This window comes from Acetobacterium tundrae, assembly GCF_008086615.1.
GTDB lineage: Bacteria > Bacillota > Clostridia > Eubacteriales > Eubacteriaceae > Acetobacterium > Acetobacterium tundrae.
The window spans coordinates 130,309-149,389 of the sequence record NZ_RXYB01000001.1; the positions used below are offsets into that span (position 1 = coordinate 130,309).

At 41.2% G+C, this 19,081-nt stretch carries 16 protein-coding genes; 3 read left to right on the plus strand and 13 right to left on the minus strand.

Annotated features, from left to right (window positions below):
* Positions 1-69: 69 nt before the first annotated feature.
* From FZC40_RS00575 to FZC40_RS00595, 5 genes are all read right to left on the minus strand, one after another.
* Positions 70-975: a CPBP family intramembrane glutamic endopeptidase gene (locus FZC40_RS00575; protein WP_148602006.1), complete on the minus strand. Its 906-nt coding sequence runs from the start codon at positions 973-975 to the stop codon at positions 70-72.
* A complete protein-coding gene (locus tag FZC40_RS00580) occupies positions 972-2,090 on the minus strand; it encodes a helix-turn-helix domain-containing protein (RefSeq protein WP_148602007.1) in 1,119 nt (372 codons plus the stop codon). Before FZC40_RS00580 ends, FZC40_RS00575 begins: the two co-directional genes overlap by 4 nt.
* A gap of 301 nt (positions 2,091-2,391) precedes the next feature.
* Positions 2,392-4,464, minus strand: a complete 2,073-nt coding sequence (locus tag FZC40_RS00585) for a CotH kinase family protein (protein WP_148602008.1) — start codon at positions 4,462-4,464, stop codon at positions 2,392-2,394.
* A 14-nt stretch (positions 4,465-4,478) separates the two neighbouring features.
* Positions 4,479-5,150: a DUF4956 domain-containing protein gene (locus FZC40_RS00590; protein WP_148602009.1), complete on the minus strand. Its 672-nt coding sequence runs from the start codon at positions 5,148-5,150 to the stop codon at positions 4,479-4,481.
* A 38-nt stretch (positions 5,151-5,188) separates the two neighbouring features.
* Positions 5,189-5,863 carry a polyphosphate polymerase domain-containing protein gene (locus FZC40_RS00595; protein WP_148602010.1) on the minus strand — a complete coding sequence of 225 codons (675 nt, stop codon included), beginning with the start codon at positions 5,861-5,863 and terminating at the stop codon, positions 5,189-5,191.
* Positions 5,864-6,087: 224 nt separating this feature from the next.
* Here FZC40_RS00595 and FZC40_RS00600 point away from each other — a divergent pair, with 224 nt between their 5' ends.
* Both FZC40_RS00600 and FZC40_RS00605 read left to right on the plus strand, forming a co-directional pair.
* Complete coding sequence (locus FZC40_RS00600) at positions 6,088-6,759, plus strand: response regulator transcription factor (RefSeq protein ID WP_148602011.1); 672 nt, start codon at positions 6,088-6,090, stop codon at positions 6,757-6,759.
* Between the two features lie 7 nt (positions 6,760-6,766).
* Positions 6,767-7,978 carry a sensor histidine kinase gene (locus FZC40_RS00605; protein WP_148602012.1) on the plus strand — a complete coding sequence of 404 codons (1,212 nt, stop codon included), beginning with the start codon at positions 6,767-6,769 and terminating at the stop codon, positions 7,976-7,978.
* A gap of 103 nt (positions 7,979-8,081) precedes the next feature.
* On the opposite strand, the gene larC is transcribed toward FZC40_RS00605, so the two are convergent.
* The 8 genes from larC to FZC40_RS00645 all read right to left on the minus strand — a co-directional run bounded on the left by larC (position 8,082) and on the right by FZC40_RS00645 (position 17,090).
* Positions 8,082-9,233 (minus strand): nickel pincer cofactor biosynthesis protein LarC, encoded by a 1,152-nt coding sequence (gene larC / locus FZC40_RS00610; protein ID WP_148602013.1) that lies wholly within the window; start codon positions 9,231-9,233, stop codon positions 8,082-8,084.
* Positions 9,234-9,276: 43 nt separating this feature from the next.
* On the minus strand, positions 9,277-10,026 hold the full coding sequence (larB, locus tag FZC40_RS00615; RefSeq protein WP_148602014.1) for a nickel pincer cofactor biosynthesis protein LarB: 750 nt from the start codon (positions 10,024-10,026) through the stop codon (positions 9,277-9,279).
* A gap of 53 nt (positions 10,027-10,079) precedes the next feature.
* On the minus strand, positions 10,080-11,939 hold the full coding sequence (locus FZC40_RS00620) for a non-ribosomal peptide synthetase (protein WP_148602015.1): 1,860 nt from the start codon (positions 11,937-11,939) through the stop codon (positions 10,080-10,082).
* A gap of 60 nt (positions 11,940-11,999) precedes the next feature.
* Positions 12,000-12,743, minus strand: coding sequence for an SDR family NAD(P)-dependent oxidoreductase (locus FZC40_RS00625; RefSeq protein WP_148602016.1), 744 nt, complete (start codon positions 12,741-12,743; stop codon positions 12,000-12,002).
* Positions 12,744-12,747: 4 nt separating this feature from the next.
* A complete protein-coding gene (locus tag FZC40_RS00630; RefSeq protein WP_148602017.1) occupies positions 12,748-12,984 on the minus strand; it encodes a biotin/lipoyl-containing protein in 237 nt (78 codons plus the stop codon).
* Between the two features lie 11 nt (positions 12,985-12,995).
* Positions 12,996-13,691, minus strand: coding sequence for a lipoyl(octanoyl) transferase LipB (gene lipB, locus FZC40_RS00635; protein ID WP_148602018.1), 696 nt, complete (start codon positions 13,689-13,691; stop codon positions 12,996-12,998).
* On the minus strand, positions 13,692-15,671 hold the full coding sequence (locus FZC40_RS00640; protein ID WP_148602019.1) for a sigma-54-dependent Fis family transcriptional regulator: 1,980 nt from the start codon (positions 15,669-15,671) through the stop codon (positions 13,692-13,694).
* Positions 15,672-15,788: 117 nt separating this feature from the next.
* On the minus strand, positions 15,789-17,090 hold the full coding sequence (locus FZC40_RS00645; RefSeq protein WP_148602020.1) for a DUF362 domain-containing protein: 1,302 nt from the start codon (positions 17,088-17,090) through the stop codon (positions 15,789-15,791).
* A gap of 329 nt (positions 17,091-17,419) precedes the next feature.
* Here FZC40_RS00645 and FZC40_RS00650 point away from each other — a divergent pair, with 329 nt between their 5' ends.
* Positions 17,420-19,075 carry an NAD(P)H-dependent oxidoreductase gene (locus FZC40_RS00650; protein WP_148602021.1) on the plus strand — a complete coding sequence of 552 codons (1,656 nt, stop codon included), beginning with the start codon at positions 17,420-17,422 and terminating at the stop codon, positions 19,073-19,075.
* Positions 19,076-19,081 lie beyond the last annotated feature (6 nt).

The window sequence follows — 19,081 nt, forward strand, 5'->3', positions numbered from 1 at the left end:
GCCGGATAAGTCAAGAAAAATATATCAAAAGATGGCATGGATATAACCCGATCAGAGCTTTGCCGTGGACTATTGCGTTTTTTCAGATACGGGGTTCAGATCTTTTTTTTCAGTTGACTGCTGCCGACCGATTAAGACAAAGCAGATAGTGCCAACAATAATAAACCCTATCCCGCCGATGATTCCTGTGGCCACAGGTCCGATAAACGGACTTGTCTCGCCAATGGTGAAAAAAGCGGTAATACCGACGAAGCCATTGAGGGAGCCATGGGCCATAGCCGACGGCAAAACACTTTTTGTTCTGATGGCGAGGTAGGAGAAAAAAGAACCGATAAACAGGCAAAAAACGATCATGGCTAATATCCCACCCCAGGGAAAAAATGAATAACCGGTTCCGTAATTATGGCCCATCGCGATAATCGGGGCATGCCATAAACCCCAGATCGCACCGGAAATCAGAATCGAAGTGCGGGCCGAGAATCGTTCCATCAATTTCGGCAGGAGATAGCCTCGCCAGCCGATTTCTTCGCCCAGTGTCGTGATAATGTTGAGAACAGGGCTTAAAAGCATCCCGGCGGCAAACTGGGCAATAAAAATAGTGGTCATCATGGAGGCGGTGGCATCGACCCCTTTGGCTTTGTAGAGCTCAGTCAAATTGCTCATGGTCGGATCAAAATTGGCCGGAAAAATCAGATAATAGCATATTGCGCCAAGTATTATGAGCAGGGAGGGACCAAACCAACCCATCAAATAAAACCGAATATGACCCTTAAAATGAGGCTTTAATCCAAACTCTTTAAATCCCTCTTTGGTAATGAGTCGGGTGAGGATAACGGAAATAGCGGGAATAAGCATCACACCGGCCAGGATAAGGGTCAGATAAGGATTGGAATACCCGCCATTGGCCATTAAGGTGAACTCTACACCCCATGTTAGTATGAATACAATTCCCAGAAAAACACCTAATCGTTTCATTGATTGCCTCCTAAATTTTCTGTTAATTTGTTTACAATATTTTTATATTTGGGATCGTCAGCCAAACTGGCAAACACCGGATTTGAAAGGACACTTTGGATCATACTTTCCTTGATGACTTTTTCACTACGTGGAGCGGAAACGCCCAATTCAAAATCTTCAAACCAATTTTCAATGGCATCAAAGTAGTCATCGCCGTGCAGGGAATAGGGGAAAAAGTCAGATACGCATACATCGGCGTAACGCTGGAGCATAGCGAGCGCTTTTTTTGTTTGATTATTCAGACAGTAGACATGAGCTGCAACATAATAGACTTGCGCCATGGTATTGGGATGAAGGGAATCCAGGTTATAGAGCTCAGCAGTTCCCAGGGTGCGGCGCAGCGTTTCGTCCACTTTTTCCAGATGATCGGTATTCAACATCATATCGGACTGTGCCTCTGAGACAAGGAATAGCAAATGCTGATACATGCTGATCTGCACGACTTCTTTGGCTTTTTTTGTATTTCCCATCATCTGATAAGATTGGGCGATCATCTCGGTATCCTGTGGAATTGGACGGAGCTCTTCTCCAAAAAGATCCAGTACCAGCTGAGGTTTTTGCGTCATGAGATAACAGGTGGCTTCAATGGTAACAGCTTCTTTGTTGATCCATACATCATCGCTTTCCTTTTTCACTCGTTGGCAGAGATCAAGTAATTCCTGAATGATCGCTTCCTGTAATTTTTTGTCAGGAGTCAGCATATGATGATTGAGAAGTAGTATTGCCATCTGAAGAAGCAGCGGAAAGCAGGAGTAGTATTTTTTGATAATAAATCGGCATTCCGCAATCACTTCAGCAAAGGGCTGTTCGGCAAATTTTGAAGCAAGCTCGTGATAAAGGGTTTTGATGTCTTCTTTGGTCATTTGTGGCGAATAGCCAAGGAGGTCGTCAACGCTGATGTTAAAATAAGCGGCAAGCTGTGGCAGATAGGTAATATCTGGATAGCTTTGGCCGGTTTCCCATTTTGAAACCGATGCTTTGGTCACGCCGATATAGGCGGCCAGTTCTTCCTGGGTAATCCCTTTAGCTCTTCGCTTTGCAATTAGTGTTTTGGCAATATTAATTTCATTCATTTCATCACCTCTAGCATCATTATACGGAGTTGTGAATAAAATGGCAATGGACGCATAGTTGATTTTAGTTGAATAAATCAACCATTAGGATACAACTGCTTTTCTATATGATGTTTTTTTTAATTGGTAACTTAATATGGTAGACGTGAATTAGGCAGTTTTGAACACAAATAAAGCCCCCGGCTGCTGGATAAAAGCTGCCGGAGGCGATGAAAAATTGCGCGAGAAATGATATCGATGACGTGGTGGGTTTAGAATTACAATAATTATCTTTAGTGTTAAGATCGAATCGTATAATAATTTATCTTCGTCTGAATAATTTTGTCACGAGTATGCCAACAATCAGAAGCAGTAAAGATCCTCCCAGCAGAATAATCGATGACAGATTGCTACTGATTTTCTCCGTTAAGCTATTGGCGTTTGACAGCCCTTTTCCGCCGCCGTTCATAGTGGGTGCTTGATTGGGGGCACCAATTGTATCAGTTGTTCCGGTGTCGGCAGTTTCATTTGCAGGTGTAGTGCCGGTTGAGGCAGCGGCTGTTTCGTTTGTGGATACGTCTGGCTTTGCTGAATTTTCGCCAGTACCATTAGTCGATGGATTCCCACCAACGCCATTAGTTGGTGGATTCTCATCAGCACCATTGGATGGTGGATTCGCTCCAGCACCATTAGTTGCGGTTCCGGTTGTTTTGCTACTTGCAGTTTCTGCAGTTTTGGTATTTTCGGCAGTTGTTGCAGTTGCTGAGGTATCACCGCTAGCGGTTTTTTGCATATTCATACCGCCACCCACAGTATTGGTCCCCATTGCTGAAATATCAATTGAACTGGCATCAATCAGGGTAGTCGGCTGTTCAGTTTGTCCTGTTGTTGTGGAAGGAATGGTTCCGTCCAGCTGACCACTGATGCTTTCTGCACGAAGGGCACAGAATTCTTTTAATACCGCAACCCCATCCTGGTACTCTTGATAGGTACAAAAAGCGGTGGGATCTGTTTCTACTGAGGATGATATAAGCGATGCGGCTTTATCAATAACCTCGGTATAATGACCACTGTCAAAATAGCCTGTTATGAATTCATTATAGTATTGATGATATAAATTCAGATATTCTTCATTTGAAAGTAGCTCATTGAGCAGTGGTCTGTCCGCCATGGTGGTACCGGATACCGGGGTGTCAATGGGATAATTCACTAAAGTTGTTGCTTCAGCAACCGTACTGGCAGTTGTGGTTGCTGTGTTACCACCCTGGCCACCACCACCGCCACCGCCACTGAAATTCATGAAGGCAAGGTTGTAATCCCAGGGAATAATCGATAGTTGGCCATTTACTTCGCGAAGATAATAATTATGCATCAAGCTGCCGGTATAGCTGTCGAAATTATCAACAAAACTGTGGACGACAAAGTATTTCAGCACTTCGTCCACATCCACCACATCGGCCAGGTTTGCTCCTTCATTTAGCTGCTTAATGGAATTAATTAGTGTCTTCTTATCAGCTGTAGTGACATCAAAAACCGCGCCGTTAAAAATATTTTCATAACTTGATAGCTGATCATCTGAATAGACTAAGGCAACGTCAGTTTTGCTCATCATGCCGCCCACACCAGCCATCTGACTCATATCCGGCAGCGTAGCGATCTGAGTTTTATCAGCGGTCTGTGTTGTAGCGGTAGCCTGTGTCATTGCATCCGGCATTTGGACCATATCTGCTGCCACTCCGCCCATATCTCCAGCAGCATTATCGTTATTTTCCATGCTGTCCGGTTTATAGATATTGCCAGAGTCGGAACCATAATTTCTCGCCGCAAAGGCCTCATCAACACCTTCAACAGCCAGATAAAGTCCAAAATATTCACCGTTGATGGAAATACGGGTGAAGCTGGTAAGGGGCGCAGCTATCCCCATATAATTCATCATATCGTAGGTGAGGTAATCTTTTAGATAAGTGTTGTCGGATATGACATTGTTTAGATTAAGCTTATCCAGACCATGATAGTTTTCGCCGTCGTTATATTGGTCGAAATCGACTTTTAAACTGTAGCGTTCTGAATCCAAGGATGTAACGCCGGAAAGCGATGAATTTCCTTTTGCTCGGATACCAACATTTTGAAGGGTTTCACCATCAATCGTTATTGCACACTGTTGATAGTCTTTGTCAGCAGCATTCGCCTGAAGATCATTCCAATCGCTATCACTGATTTCAATATTAATCGTATGTACCGTGCTGTCATCAAAAAGTTTTGTAGTATAGCTCAAATCTGCCATTTTTGCGGTGATACCAAGTGCTTGGCCAAAAAAGATATAGATTATTGCAATAAGAATCGTCACGACACTAATGATAATGCAAATCCTATTGATATTTTTGTGATTTGCCAATTGTGTCACCTCTTTCAATTCATAAATTCGCCATTGTAGCTGACAAGCACGGCATGATTAACGTCTTCTAAGTCGACAACATTATTGATAAAGTCGGTGTTATCATCTTTAAGACGAACTTCAATGTTGAGTTCAATGCCTTCTTTAGAAACGGTTTTGTTTTTAATAATACTTTTGGTGACATTTGCATCAATAAAGCTTTTTACCTTGGCTTCAGCTTCTCGGTTATTGCAATTCACAACAATGATATAAGGCATATCCGTGGGTTTTTTATTAACAAAGATAAGAAGAATGAGGCCAATCATCACACTGCCGAAGACCGCAAGTGGAATCATTCCGGCAGCAATGACGATGCCGGAGGCAATGGACCAGAATAAAAAAGCAATATCAAGGGGTTCTTTGATGGCTGTTCTGAAGCGAACAATTGAAAGCGCACCAACCATTCCTAGGGAGAGCACCACATTACTTGTGACTGCGAGGATAACAAAGGTGGCAATCATCGTTAAAGCAATAAGGGTAATCCCAAAACCAGATGAGTACATAACACCCTTATAGGTTTTTTTATAGACAAGGTAGATAAAAACGCCGATTCCAAAAGCAAGTACCATTGCGATGACCATATCAATAACTGATACGGAAGTTACATTTTCTAAAAAATTTGATTTTAAAAGATCACTTATATTCATTCTTGAATTTCTCCTGTTTTTTTATTTCTTTATTGCACTTAGCCATATATTCTACTGGCTGCATATTTTGAAAAAGCAGTTTGGCGTCTGCTTTCCAATTGAACAATGTTTGAAATGATTTCCGGCAAAAAATTATCATATTTCACCTCCAGTAAGATCTGAGAATCTCCGGCGGTAATCATTGGTAGATTAGGGTTGAACATATCAGTACTGAGAAGTCCGGTTCGAATATTTCGATCGATCGTGACTCGAACATTTCCCGTCTTAAAGACATAGGCCTCGCGGCTATAGTCAACAATAGATTTGGGTCTGAGTCCCTGCGATTTCATCTTCGTGTACAGTTCGACAATTAAGGGATAATTACTGGCTGCCATCCATTCCGTATTGCAGTCAAGAATTGCTTCAGCCTCTTCTTGTGTAATGGGGGCCAATATCTTTGAACAGAGTGAGTTGATCTTGGTCTTTTTTTCAAGATTGACAAATGAAAAATCATTGTTGTAACATCGTATCCTAAATTTTTCCCGATGATTGATGCCATCAATTTTTTCATTTAAGACAGTATCTCTGAAATTATCAAAATACAAGCTGCGAATCTGATAGGCGCCATCTGCGTCGGTATGGTCGTCTTGTTTCATAATGGCTTTGAGCTTGCTTCGCAGCACAACATAATCCATATAATTGATGTAATGTTTATGTTCATGTCTGAATTTCAAGTTTTCACCTCCTAAGTTCTTAACATATATTTAACATGCTCTTTACATAGCCATAATAGTTTAGTAACCTTGAAAATATGTTGAAACTAAATAATTTAAGATAAATTTCAAGATTCATTCAATTTAAAATGATACAATTAAAAATAAGTAATGGTGAAATAATGTTGGCTTGAGATTGTAAAGTTCGGAATAAAGGATAATAATGCAGGGGAGGTGCTTTCAATATGAAAATACTACTGGTTGAAGATGAATGCGGATTGGTGGAGGCACTTAAAGCGATATTTATAAAAGAAAATTATTCGGTCGATGCCGTGATGGACGGGGTCAGTGGTTTGGATAATGCCCTTACGGGTATTTATGATCTGATCATTCTGGATATTATGTTGCCGAAGAAAAATGGAATTGAAGTTTTAAAAGAGCTGCGAACATCCAAGTTGGAAACTCCGGTTTTAATGCTTACAGCGAAGGCCGAGCTGGAGGATAAAATTGAAGGGCTTGACTGCGGCGCAGATGATTATCTCACAAAACCTTTTCAAACAGGTGAACTATTGGCAAGGATCCGTGCCATGACGAGACGAAAAGGGGAAATTACTGAGGATGACCTGTCTTTCGGAGATTTGATTTTAAAAAGAAAGACCCGAGAACTTTACTGCGGTGGTGCTTCTGTGAAATTGGGCTTAAAAGAGTTCCTGTTAATTGAAACCTTGATGTTTAATACAAACCAAATTGTCACAAAGGAACGGCTAACCGAAAAAGTCTGGGGCTTTGATACCGAATCAGAATACAACAATGTTGAGGTCTATATTTCCTTTGTTCGAAAAAAAATAAATTTTGTTGATTCTAAGGTTCAAATAAAAGTAAATAGGGGAATTGGATACTATTTGGAAATGGTGTAGAAATGATATGATAAAAAAGCTCAAATTTAAATTTGTCGCCTCGATGATGGGCATATTGGCGGTGGTTTTCATATTGATTATTGGTTCTATTAATTATGTCAACTATAAATCAAACGATATGCAAAACATGGCGTTACTAAGATCACTGGTTGAAAATGATGGTGTCATGCCAAAAGATATTCCGATTACGCCAGGTTCAGCGAACCCGCAACCACCCAATCAGGATGAAACCCAAAAAACATTTACTGTCAAAATTAACAGTAATGCCAGTGTGTTTGAACTTAATGGAAGTACCGACCTTTCAACAGTGTCGGAAGAAATATCGGGTCTTGTGGGGGACGTTTTGGAAAGCGGCGAAAAAATGGGATCAGTGAACGGCTATCGGTATCTGGTCATGGGAAAAAGCTATGGGAAAATCATCGGTTTTCTGGATCAGCGGATTTCTAATGGTATGACGGAGCGGTTGTTAATAACTTCCGTCACAATTGGCAGTATCAGCCTATTGGTTTTTTTCTTTATCTCGCTGTTTCTGGTGAACATTATGATCAAGCCGGTCGGAGAAGCTTTTGAAAAGCAGAAACGATTTATTTCTGATGCTAGTCATGAGCTTAAAACACCTCTTTCGGTAATCGGTGTGAATGCTGATGTTCTTGAAAATGAGGTTGGAGAAAATAGATATCTCTCCTATATTCAATCCGAATCGATACGTATGAATACATTGGTAAATGATCTCCTGACACTTGCAAGACTGGATGCTACGAAAAACAAGGGCGTTTTTGCAGAATTTAATTTGAGTAAAGCCGTTTTAAGCATCGCACTGACTTTTGAAAGCACTGTCTTTGAAGCAGGTAAAGACTATCAGTTAAACATTGATGAAGGTATTAAGTATATTGGAGAAGCTGAAAAAATAAAACAAGTCATTGCCATACTGATTGACAATGCGATTAAGCATGCCAACGATGGGGGTCTAGTGAAAATTTCCGTAAAAAAACATGCCAATAAAATTCGTATGGAGGTATTCAACACCGGTCAGGGAATACCGGAAGACGAGAAAGAAAAAATATTTGAACGATTTTACCGAAGTGATGAATCCCGTTCAAAACAGACGGGCGGATACGGCCTTGGTCTGGCCATCGCCAAATCCATCGTTGCGGAACATAAAGGAAAAATATGGACTGAGAGTGCTAATAATGGAGTAAAATTTATTGTTTCTTTGTAATTGTTTGATGTCGTTCGATAAAAAATGGAAAGTATATTGTTTGCATCAAGGCAAACAAAAAATGGATCTCAACTTGAGGTCCATTTTTGTTAGAGTCAATCAGTTATTTATATTTTTCCACCATTTCCATTACTTCCCAGAGAGATTTGCCGGATTCTTGAGCAATTTTCTTTATGTCCTCGTATTCAGGCGTTTCACGGTGAATGTCACCATGCTCAGCTATTTTCATTGTTACCTCGCCTAAAGGGGTGCTGATGTTCTTAAAATAGCGATGCATACAGATGCGTTCCACCGGATATTTGCGGAGACCAAGGGTTGAGGTTTCCCGGAGAATGATGTCCTCAATTCCGGAAAGCTTTGATTCTTCGCATAATACGGTCAGATGAATGCCAGGACGGTTTTTCTTCATGTAAACCGGTGTATAGAAAGCATCTAATGCTTGGCTTTTCAGTAGTCTTTCAAGGACATATCCAGCCATTTCCCCAGTCATGTCATCGACATTGGTTTCCACCACCATAATTTGATTAGGCTCGCTTTTTCGGCCTTGAATAATACGCAAGGCGTTTAGAATACCAAAATCTTTTCCGCCAAATCCATAGCCGGTTTTTTCCGGAATAAAACTGGGGGTCGTGGGGGTATAGGTTCCCAATTCGGCCAAAATAGCAACACCGGTTGGAGTTGCGGATTCACCATCGATGCATTTTGAATAGATTTCAAAATTAGCATCACAGAGAATTTCGGCGGTGGCCGGAGCGGGTACCGGTAGAAGTCCATGAGCGCATCGTACCCATCCGGATCCGACATTTATTTTTGAACCATAGATGATATCTGGTTTTAGAGCATGAAAGCAGATTGAGGCTCCCACAATGTCGATAATTGAATCCAGAGCACCAACTTCATGAAAATGAACCCGTTCCACAGGAACGTTATGTACTTTTGCCTCGGCAACAGCGACCCGCATAAAAATTGCCAGCGCTGTTTTTTTTATTTCATCTGAAAGAGATGAGTTTGAAATGATCTGTTTGATATCTTCAAAATGGCGGTGGTGATGACCGTCTTCATTTAAAATAACATGACAGCGTGTGCCTGAAATACCTTTTTTCATGGTGGCTTCAGCGGCGATTTTAAAGCCGTCGATATTAAGCTTCTTTAGTTCATTTTCCAAGAAAACCGGGTCGATTCCCAAGTCAATGAAAGCGCCTAAAACCATATCACCACTGATGCCGGAAAAACAATCAAAATATAAAACCTTCATTGGACAAAATCTCCTTTATTGGGCCGTGCCCTGATGCATACAATTATAACTTATTGATTTTTGATGCCATACAGGCGGCACCGAAACCATTATCAATATTAACCACGCCAATACCGCTGGCGCAGGAGGTCAGCATTCCCAGCAATGCTGCGATACCGCCGAAGTTGGCACCGTAACCGATACTGGTGGGAACAGCGACAATCGGTTTGTCACAGAGTCCGCCGACAACGGACGCTAAAGCACCTTCCATTCCGGCAACGACAATAATTGTTTTGGCATGATTTATAATGGAGACATTATCTAAAAGCCGATGGATACCGGCAACACCCACATCATAAAGGCGTTTAACCTGATTTCCCATAACGGTAGCGGTGATCGCAGCTTCTTCGGCAACGGGAATATCAGCTGTACCAGCAGTGACAACGAGAATGTAGCCTTCAGTCGTTTTGTATTCCTCCCGCTTGACGACGACAGAGCGGGCTTCTTCATAATAGATGGCATCGGAAGTGACTGATTTTATGGCATCGAAAACATCGCGATCTGCTCTTGAAGCGAGGATATTTCCGGTGGAGCGCTTCAGTATATTTTCGACAATCCCCTTGATCTGCTCCAAGGTCTTCCCCGGACTGTAAATTACTTCAGGATAGCCATTCCTAAGTTCACGGTGATGATCTACTTTGGCATAGGATAAATCTTCATAAGGGAGCGTCTTAAGTAATTCGAGTGCGGTGTTTATATCGCAATTCTGGTTTTTAACATCTTCCAATAATTTCGTTAATTGATCTACATTCATAATTATCTCCATAACTGCTGTTGATTCAGCTCAATATTTTAATCACAAAAATTTTAAATACTAACTGATTGAATATAATCTGCCATTTCTTTTAGGGTTAAGTGACTGCGTAGGATTTCCGGATTAATAGTTTTTCCATTGATCCTTTCTAACTGGCTAACCAAATCAATCAGCCCTAAAGAATCTCCGCCAAGATCAAAGATAAAATGACTGTCTAGGGAAATATTTGAAAGCGATACTTTTAATATTCTCGACCAATATTCTGCCATTTCTCGATAGTCTCCTTCTAATGTAGTGGTTGATGGTTGCATCAGAGGAATGGACCGTTCCTGATATTCACCGTTTTCCCATGCGACTGACAGGGAAAGGCGATCGATCTTGCCGGATGGGGTTTGAGGAATAGTATCAATAAGGACTCCCCACTGAATAGGAATATTCCAGGAAGCCGCTATGGACCGACTGGCTGAGACCAGAGCATCTGGAATTATAGTATCACTAAAAAGAATCAGGCAATTCGTTTGATTATCCTTATCCTTTCCTTGAATCAGGATGAGATTGATCTCTTCAGATAGTGTCTGTTTTCCGGTCTTTTCGAGGTCGGAAACAAGATAATTTTCTCCGTTCACGATGAGGATATCTTTGTATCGTCCGAAAACCGTCAGCCAGCCATTCCGGAAGAATCCCAGATCACCAGTATTAAACCAGCCTTTTTCATCGATTGAAGAGATCCTTTCATTGTTTTTGGCATAATAACCTTTCATGACATTGGTTCCTCGGATATGAATAAGACCGAGATATTCATCATCAAGGATATTTTCCGAAAGATCCTTGATGACGACCTCATTGCATTCATCTAAAATGCCGACCGCGACCCGGTTGATGGTATCCTCATCGGGATCACAGAAGAATAGTTTTTCGCCAATGGCAATCCCGCTGCCAAGAAAATGATCCACTCGAAATTCAGAGTCATAAGGGGTATAGGCAACACCCATGGTGGTTTCGCTGAGTCCGTAAGCGGGCTTTAAGGTATTCTTTGTCCATCCCAACGGGGTAGCCTGGGATTCAAAGGTTGTGAGAGAAAGGGGATTGACATCTTCACCACCGCAAAAACAGATATAAACAGAGGATAGATCAACAGCTGTATTCGTTTTTATCCCGACTTTTAATAAGTGCTCAATTCCAAAAAGTGCAGCGCCGGTAACCGTGGCGGAAAAATTGGAAAGTTTTTCCAGCCAGAGGTTTGGGTTTTGGACAAACTGGACCGGACTCATTAGGTATTGCGAAAAGTTATTGACGATGGGAACCAGGTGATAGCCGACAAAACCAAAGCAATGGGAAAGAGGAAGCCAGCTTAAATAACGCTCCGGAATGTTTTCGCGGACGATAATACTGCTTGCAATTCCGCCTTCGTAAAGATTTTTATAGGTCAGTATGGCACCTTTCGGATTGGATGAAGTGCCGGAAGTTAATTGTATCATACCTGGGTCATTATTCTTAACTGAAGTGATAACCCCGGGGTGTGATTCGATCAAGGCCCGGTACATATGCATCGTATTCTCAAAGAGAGTCGTGATTCCCTCCAAGTCGGTGACCAGAAAAGGCGATTCTAGAGATTTCAGGATACGATGAAGAGCTTGCCTGGATTTTTCGTCCTGGGCAATGGGCAGAATGGACGGAACCATACCGCCCAGAATACCGGCCCAAAAGGATGTAATTTGTGCTCGGATGCTTTTTAGCTGGAAGACCAGAAGATCTCCCTTTTTAAGCCCTTGAGCCTGATATCCGCCAAGCACTTTCAGAGCATTTTCAAAAAGAGCGGCATAGGTTTCGGTTAATTCCCGACCGTCGGCTTCAAGATAGGTGATGGTTTCATTACTGGTCTTTAGTTGAATAAAAGCGTCTTGAATATTCATCGAAGCCTCTCCTTATTAAGATACTGGTGATCGAGCAATTTGTTGCAATTCAAGCTTTGGCTAGATCATGGTGTAACCGCCATCAACAGAGATGGTCTGACCAATAATATAGTCACTGCCCGGTGAGCAAAGGAAGGAGATGATGCCGAATAAATCTGCTTCAGTTCCCAATCGACCGGCAGGGGTGTTTTTGGTCGCTTCAGTTAAAGCATATTGAGGAAAATTCGATTTAGCCATGTCCGTTTCAACGATCCCCGGGGCAATGGCGTTTACCTGGATGTTAAGTCGGGCAGCCTCTCTTGCCAGTGCCTTTGTAAAGGCGATGACACCGCCTTTGGCAGCTGAATAATGGGTGAAGCCCAAGCCGCCGATTCGTCCGGCGACGGAAGCAATATTAATAATCTTGCCATGTTTCTGTTTTTCCAAAACTTTATAGACGGCATGGGTTGCAATGAATGTGCCATCGAGATCGATGGTCATGACAGACCGCCAGTCCTCGAAGGTCATGGCACTAAAGGTTTTAACCGGAAAAACGCCGGCATTGTTAATCAGAACATCAATCTTGCCATATTTTTCCATAACTGTTTCAACCATTGTTTTCACATCTTCTTCACGGGAAATATCGCATTGAACAGCAAGGGAGTCGGTTGGAAGTGTGTCTGCCGCCGCTTGTGCGGTTTCGATGTACCGGCCGATAATAACGATCTTGGCACCTTCATTGCTGAGGTATTCGGCAATTGAATAACCGATTCCTCGGGAGGAGCCAGTGATGATAACCACTTTATCTTGATGTATTGCAGACATAATCTTAACCTTCAATTTCGCCGATGATTTGACCAACCAGAATGCGGTCGCCCTCTTCGGCTAGAAATACGGTGATTTTCCCATCGGCAGGAGATTCCACATAGATGGAAATCTTATCTGTGGCTGCTTCGGCAATATTGTCACCCTTTTTCACAAGTTCTCCCACTGCAACTAACCACTGTCTTAAATTAATTTCTTCAGCGCCTTCAGCAAATTCGGGCATAATAATTTCGTATTTCATTTTAATTCTCCTTAAAATTCATTAATTTTGTCAATTGTTTGTTTGCTTGTCTGAGTTCCAAACATGGCATCAAAGGCCAAAATAAACTGATCCCGTACTTCTGCCAGCGGTGGTGGCGTTAATCCGCATGCTTTCATCGAGGTCACACCCTTATCTTCAATACCGCAGGGAATAATGGTTGAAAAATGTTTGAGATTGGGATTAACGTTAATCGATATGCCATGAAGGGTAACACCATGAGAGATGGCTATTCCGAGTGCAGATATTTTGCAATCGTCTCCGGTATTCGGATCGTTCACCCAGACGCCGCTGCGCCCTTTTATTCGTTTGCCCGGTAAACCGTAGTTCCCCAAAAGGTTAATGACCACCTGTTCCAGGCAGCGGACATAATGATGGGCACCCTTGATGTATCGTTCAAAATGCAGAATCGGGGATACAATCAATTGTCCATTGCCGTGATAGGAGATATCTCCGCCACGGCTTACGGAAGTAAGCTTGATTCCCATAGCTGCTAATTCTTTCGGGGTGCACAAAAGGTTTTTTTCATGACTGCCGCGTCCCAGTGTGATGATGGGATTATTTTCCTGAAAGAGCAGGGTATCCGTCCAGTTAGCTTCTACACATTTTTGATGAATCTTTTCCTGGAGATTAAAGGCCTTTTCATAAGAAATCAAGCCAAGATCAATCCAACTCAAGTCCTTTTTCATTTACGAATCCTCCAGATGATACTGTTTTAATTTGCGATAAAGGGTACTTCGTGAGATACCCAGATAATCGGCTGCTTTTTTTCGCTCAGGAAAAAGCAGCAATGCTTTTTTTATGGTGCTAAGTTCAAGATCTTTTAAATCTACATTGGTATCATCAATCGTGGGTGATACACGGTTGACTTCTGTCAATTCTTCATTGATATTTGGCAGATAATTGGAAATAAAGTAGTCATCGATTCGATTGGTTTCGGTAAAATTTACCGCCTGTTCAATGGCATTTTTAAATTGCCTTACATTGCCCGGCCACTCATACTCTTGCATCGTTGCAATGGTTGAAGGGTGCAGAGGCTTAATGAATTTTCCACAGATCGCAGTGATTTCATTAAGAAAGAAGTTTACCAAAACAGGGATATCTTTTTTTCGCTTGCGAAGCGGGGGAATATCGATTTGTAAAACGTTGAGTCGATAGTAAAGATCTTGTCGAAACTTTCCCTTTTTTACTTCTTCAGCAAGATTTTTATTAGTGGCAGCAATGATGCGCACATCAATCGGAATATCCTTTGATCCGCCGATTCGTTGAATATAACGTTCCTGTAAAACACGGAGAAGAACGGTTTGGGTGCCAAGTGGCATTTCTCCAATTTCATCTAAAAAGATGGTTCCATCTTTTGCCAATTCAAATTTGCCTATTTTACCATGCTTGCTGGCACCGGTAAAGGAACCCTCTTCATAGCCAAAAAGAACACTTTCAATCAGAGATTCAGGAATTCCGGCGCAATTAATGGCGATGAAAGGTTTGTCCGACTGATTGGCATTATGAATTGCCTGGGCAAACATTTCTTTTCCGGTACCGCTTTCGCCTTGTAATAATACCGTGGAGGTACCTTTGGCGGCTATTTGAGAAAGATGAATGGATCGCAGGAGTTCAGAGCTTTCACCGATAATATCATCAAATGTAAACCGGGTTCCCTTTCTTTTGCTTTTTTCCGGAACTATCGATTTTATTTCGCCATCTTTGAGAGTTGCAACGGCTCCAACGACGGTACCGTTATCGCGTAGTATTAATTTACTATTGACAAGGCAATTAATTTTTTTGCTTTTAGTTACGATATGCTTTTCTTTTTCTTCAAATTGAGAAGACTGATGACCATTGCGTTCGAGAATAGTTTCGCCATCCATAATATCCAAAATATTTTTTCCATAAGACTCGAAAGTAGTTGTCTTAAGAATTTTAGCGCCATGAGAATTGATGCCGATAATCTTTCCTTTTACATCCACCGCAACAACACCATCTGACATGGAGTCGATCAGAGTACTGAGGTAATGATTCGTTAAATCAACTTGACGATTAGATTCCGCAACACAAAGTTGTCGGGATATTGCCTTGGCACTTGCCACAACCATACCCAGGGTGTGGGGATAGGCCATTTCTTTAGGACCAGACATATCAAGAATACCGAGTAATTTCCCTTCTTCATCTAGAATCGGAGCAGCTGAACAGGTTAAATCATGGTAGCATTCATAATAATGCTCTGCGCCGATAACCTGGATTGGCTGAAGAAGATTAATGGCCAAACCGGTTGCATTGGTCCCGGCCATGGCTTCATTCCAGATACTGCCTCGAACCAGATTTTTAGTGAAGGCTTCTTCAATAATCGATTGATCACAAATAAGTTCAAGGATGACTCCGTTCGGATCATTCAGAGTGGTTGAAAAGCCGGACTTGTTGACAAATTCCTGTAATTCTACCATAAAAGGAATACTGACATCTAAAAGTATCTTATTCTGTTCCAGGCGCTTTCGAAAATTCGCTTCACTTACAGTCGGGGTTCGATTTAATGACCGAGGATCAATTCCTGCTTTTTGACAGCGTATCCAGGAATCCACAATGGGTTTTCGAATAAAGTTTCCGATGATTCCATCATTTACAAAATCGTTCCAGGTTTTTTTTATCATATCAGCATCTGAATGAATTTTCAAAGCGTTCACACTCCTTTAATTTTGATGAATAAGCTTTTTTTCAAGAAGATGATTGCATGAATTCAAACAGACATTGTATATACCAGGGGATGTTCCCCTAGCATATACAAATGAAATTTATTTCCCAGCGGCCAGTTTTTGAAGATCATTATTAAGCTGAGCAAAGATGTAAACTGGAGCACAGCCTGGATAATAGGTTACTGTTTTAGCAAGTGCTGCACCTTCTCGTACTTTATCAGCTGATGGGAAAAGTTCCCAGCAGTCACCGCAGATAAATACGTTTTTATCGATACAGAATTCCGGCTCGAAATTGGGAACCCCACCGGCGATAACAACGACTTCGCCATGTTTTTCCAGAAATTTTTTCATGTCAATACCACTGATTGCAAAAGAATCCAAAGCACCACGAACATTTACATGACAACCAGGACAAGTTTGCTGCATGGCACAGGTTAAACCGGCATACATGCCAATAGGATCGCCGCCGGGACGTTTGAAATGTTTCATAACGGATTCAATGGAGTTGCCAACAACTTCAATTTTATTTAAATCTATTTCGCCCTGGCCTTCAGTACCGGCACACCGAATGGCAGGAATTTCCATCGGGTCAAAACCCATAATCGAACAGGCTACAGAATCTACAGCAACGGTATCGGCTCCGGCAACAATCAGGTTCATTTCAATCGGTGTGCCAGCATGTGGTCCCTGGCCTTCCATACCAATTACAGCATCGACGATGACAAGATCGGCATGTCGAACGCGATACAAGTCAGCCATTTTCTGTCCTAATTCGATACGATGAGCACCTTGTTGCTGAGCATCGGGATGACAGTTCGGGATAATTCCATTCCAGTTTTTAAGTCCCAGGGTGACGGTTCCGGCTAAATGTACTTTCATTTTGGGAAGGTTAATGACAACATCAGCATCCAGAAAAGGTTTAAAAACAGTAGCATGTTTAAATACTTTAGCGTCTTTAATTTCCACCGGAACGACATCTGTTTCGTCAAAATAAATGACTTCATCAGCGCCACCCAATTTAGCCGCTTCTTCCATTTTAGAATCTTTAAAGGCTGGTTTAGCACGACCAACATGCATTCCCAGTGAAGGATTATCGCCAACAATGACTTTTCCGGCTTTGGAGTTTTCTTTCACATAAGAAACAACCGCTTCGATGGTTCTCGGATCAACGACAGCAAAGCTTTCAGGTGGAGCCTGAAAGGCGAGATTCGGTTTGATCAATACGGTATTGCCTTCTTTAATGATGGTATCAAGGGAACCAATGGATAATTTAATTGCTTCAGCAACAGCAGCTTTTATTTTTTTGATGTCCTCTTCATAACGAACAAATTTTCCGCCCATGAATTCGGCATTGCCTTTAGGTTGTTCAACCTTTACAACGGATACGACTGGTTTACTCATGATAATCTCCTTTTTGGTACATTTACCATATATTTATCCAAATGCATGGATATATATAAAGAAAAGCAATTATCATGCCAAAAAAAGAAAACAGTAAAACGGCATTAAAACACCACTTTTAATAGTGAAAATGCTAAACAGACTACGCTATGTGTCAAAAAGAGACGTGGTTGTGTGTTATTATAAGACATGACACACTATATGTGTTTCAAAATGAGATTATTCTTGATTACATTATAATCGAATTATGGGGTATTCTACCAGAGTTATTTTTGATATAATACTTCAAAAGAGATTGAAAAAATATTGTTAAGAAAAAGGAGGGAAAAATGCGTAAAATTTTAATATTAAATGGCAGTCATAAAAGTGATAAAAGCTTTACCTTGAAAATAACCGAGAGTTTTTTGTCAGGTCTAGCTGAAAATGCAAAAGATTTTGAAATTGAGACCGTTCATTTAGCAGATCAAAATATTAGTGCCTGTACAGGCTGCTTTTTCTGTTGGAGAACAACACCAGGTCAGTGTGTTATTCAAGATGATATGACTGAGCTTATAACCAAATATGAAGAGGCTGATATCATTATCTGGACAACCCCCCTTTATCATTGTGGGATTTCAAGTATTATGAAAAAATTTATGGAACGGACGACCCCATTATTATTACCGTTCATGGATCCAGAAGGCGGCGGTACTTATGGACGGCCTTTTCGGAATCCTGAAAAAATGAAGAATAAAAAGCATATTTTAATCAGTACTTGCGGTTTGCCGACAACTAAAAACAATTATGAAGGTGTTGTAGCACAATTCAACAATTTATTCGGAGAAGATAAATGGGAAAAAATACTATGCATTGAAGGTGAATTGCTCGGGATATCACAACTTGATAATCTCACGGTTCATTATCTTGATTTAGTCAGAATTGCGGGAAAAGAATACAGTGAGCATTTGAAAATTCCAGACAACATTCGTGAAGGTCTCGCAAAACCTTTTATAGAAATTCCTACCTATTTAAAAACAGCCAATCTGAGCTGGGGGGTTGATGATATCCGGATGAGAGATTTAGATGGCGGATTGATTGCCTGGACCTATATGAAACAGGTTCTGGCGGCATTTAATCCGAAGGTGCGCCCAGGTCTGGACGCTGTTTTGCAAATCGACTTCACAGATCTTAAAGAACGATACCAATTGGTCGTAAAAAATGATGAATGTATATTGTTAAAAAATGATTTCAAGGATGAAACAATTACAATCAATCTTAATTTATCGACGCTGGAACGGATCTTTGAGGGAAAAATTGATGCGGCGCAAGCGCTAATCGAAAAAAAATATTCAGTTGTGGGAGACATGAATCTGTTAAATGCTTTTTTTGATGGGTTGTTTGGGAGTGTTGCACTTAATCCGGAAAAGAAAAAGAAGGTGGTTCCCATTAGTTTTAAAAACACACCTTATTGGTTTTTTCTGACAATCGTTCCGTGGATCGTTAGTTTGCTGTTTTTAGATTATAGTGCTTTATTTGGTATTGTCATTCCGCTGGTGATTTGTGGCATCTTATGTACCATAAAAAGAGGTGCTGATTTGGTCTATTTCGAAAAGGGGACACTTTTGTTGTTTTCACTATACACATTGATTTTCATGACTTTTGGAAAAAATTTCGATGGCAATACGTTTGCAATTATTGAATATTTTAGTCTTGCTTTAATCTGGCTGGTTTCACTATTGAAGACAGTTCCGTTAACGGCCGATTATTTGCATTTTTTTAACGGCAGAAATGCATTGAGAAATGCATTGTTTCTAAAAACAAACCGGATTTTAACTTTGGTCTGGTCTGGAATTTTCATTATTCAGGGCGTCATCACAATTTGGCTTAACACGACGTTTATGACATACTTAGCAGCCATTTTCCCACTTGCCTTACTGGTTCCGGGTGTTTTCTTTACGATGTGGTTTATCGAATGGTATCCAGAACAGTGTACAAAACCGGAATAACAAACA

Bases quoted from the DNA above. Each gene is read 5' to 3' on its own strand.
- larB (WP_148602014.1), bottom strand. From the start codon at position 10,026: ATGAATGTAGATCAATTAACGAAATTATTGGAAGATGTTAAAAACCAG.
- lipB (WP_148602018.1), bottom strand. From the start codon at position 13,691: ATGAAAAAGGACTTGAGTTGGATTGATCTTGGCTTGATTTCTTATGAA.
- FZC40_RS00600 (WP_148602011.1), top strand. From the start codon at position 6,088: ATGAAAATACTACTGGTTGAAGATGAATGCGGATTGGTGGAGGCACTT.
- FZC40_RS00575 (WP_148602006.1), bottom strand. From the start codon at position 975: ATGAAACGATTAGGTGTTTTTCTGGGAATTGTATTCATACTAACATGG.
- FZC40_RS00645 (WP_148602020.1), bottom strand. From the start codon at position 17,090: ATGAGTAAACCAGTCGTATCCGTTGTAAAGGTTGAACAACCTAAAGGC.
- FZC40_RS00620 (WP_148602015.1), bottom strand. From the start codon at position 11,939: ATGAATATTCAAGACGCTTTTATTCAACTAAAGACCAGTAATGAAACC.
- FZC40_RS00580 (WP_148602007.1), bottom strand. From the start codon at position 2,090: ATGAATGAAATTAATATTGCCAAAACACTAATTGCAAAGCGAAGAGCT.
- FZC40_RS00605 (WP_148602012.1), top strand. From the start codon at position 6,767: ATGATAAAAAAGCTCAAATTTAAATTTGTCGCCTCGATGATGGGCATA.
- FZC40_RS00650 (WP_148602021.1), top strand. From the start codon at position 17,420: ATGCGTAAAATTTTAATATTAAATGGCAGTCATAAAAGTGATAAAAGC.
- FZC40_RS00625 (WP_148602016.1), bottom strand. From the start codon at position 12,743: ATGTCTGCAATACATCAAGATAAAGTGGTTATCATCACTGGCTCCTCC.
- FZC40_RS00590 (WP_148602009.1), bottom strand. From the start codon at position 5,150: ATGAATATAAGTGATCTTTTAAAATCAAATTTTTTAGAAAATGTAACT.
- larC (WP_148602013.1), bottom strand. From the start codon at position 9,233: ATGAAGGTTTTATATTTTGATTGTTTTTCCGGCATCAGTGGTGATATG.
- FZC40_RS00630 (WP_148602017.1), bottom strand. From the start codon at position 12,984: ATGAAATACGAAATTATTATGCCCGAATTTGCTGAAGGCGCTGAAGAA.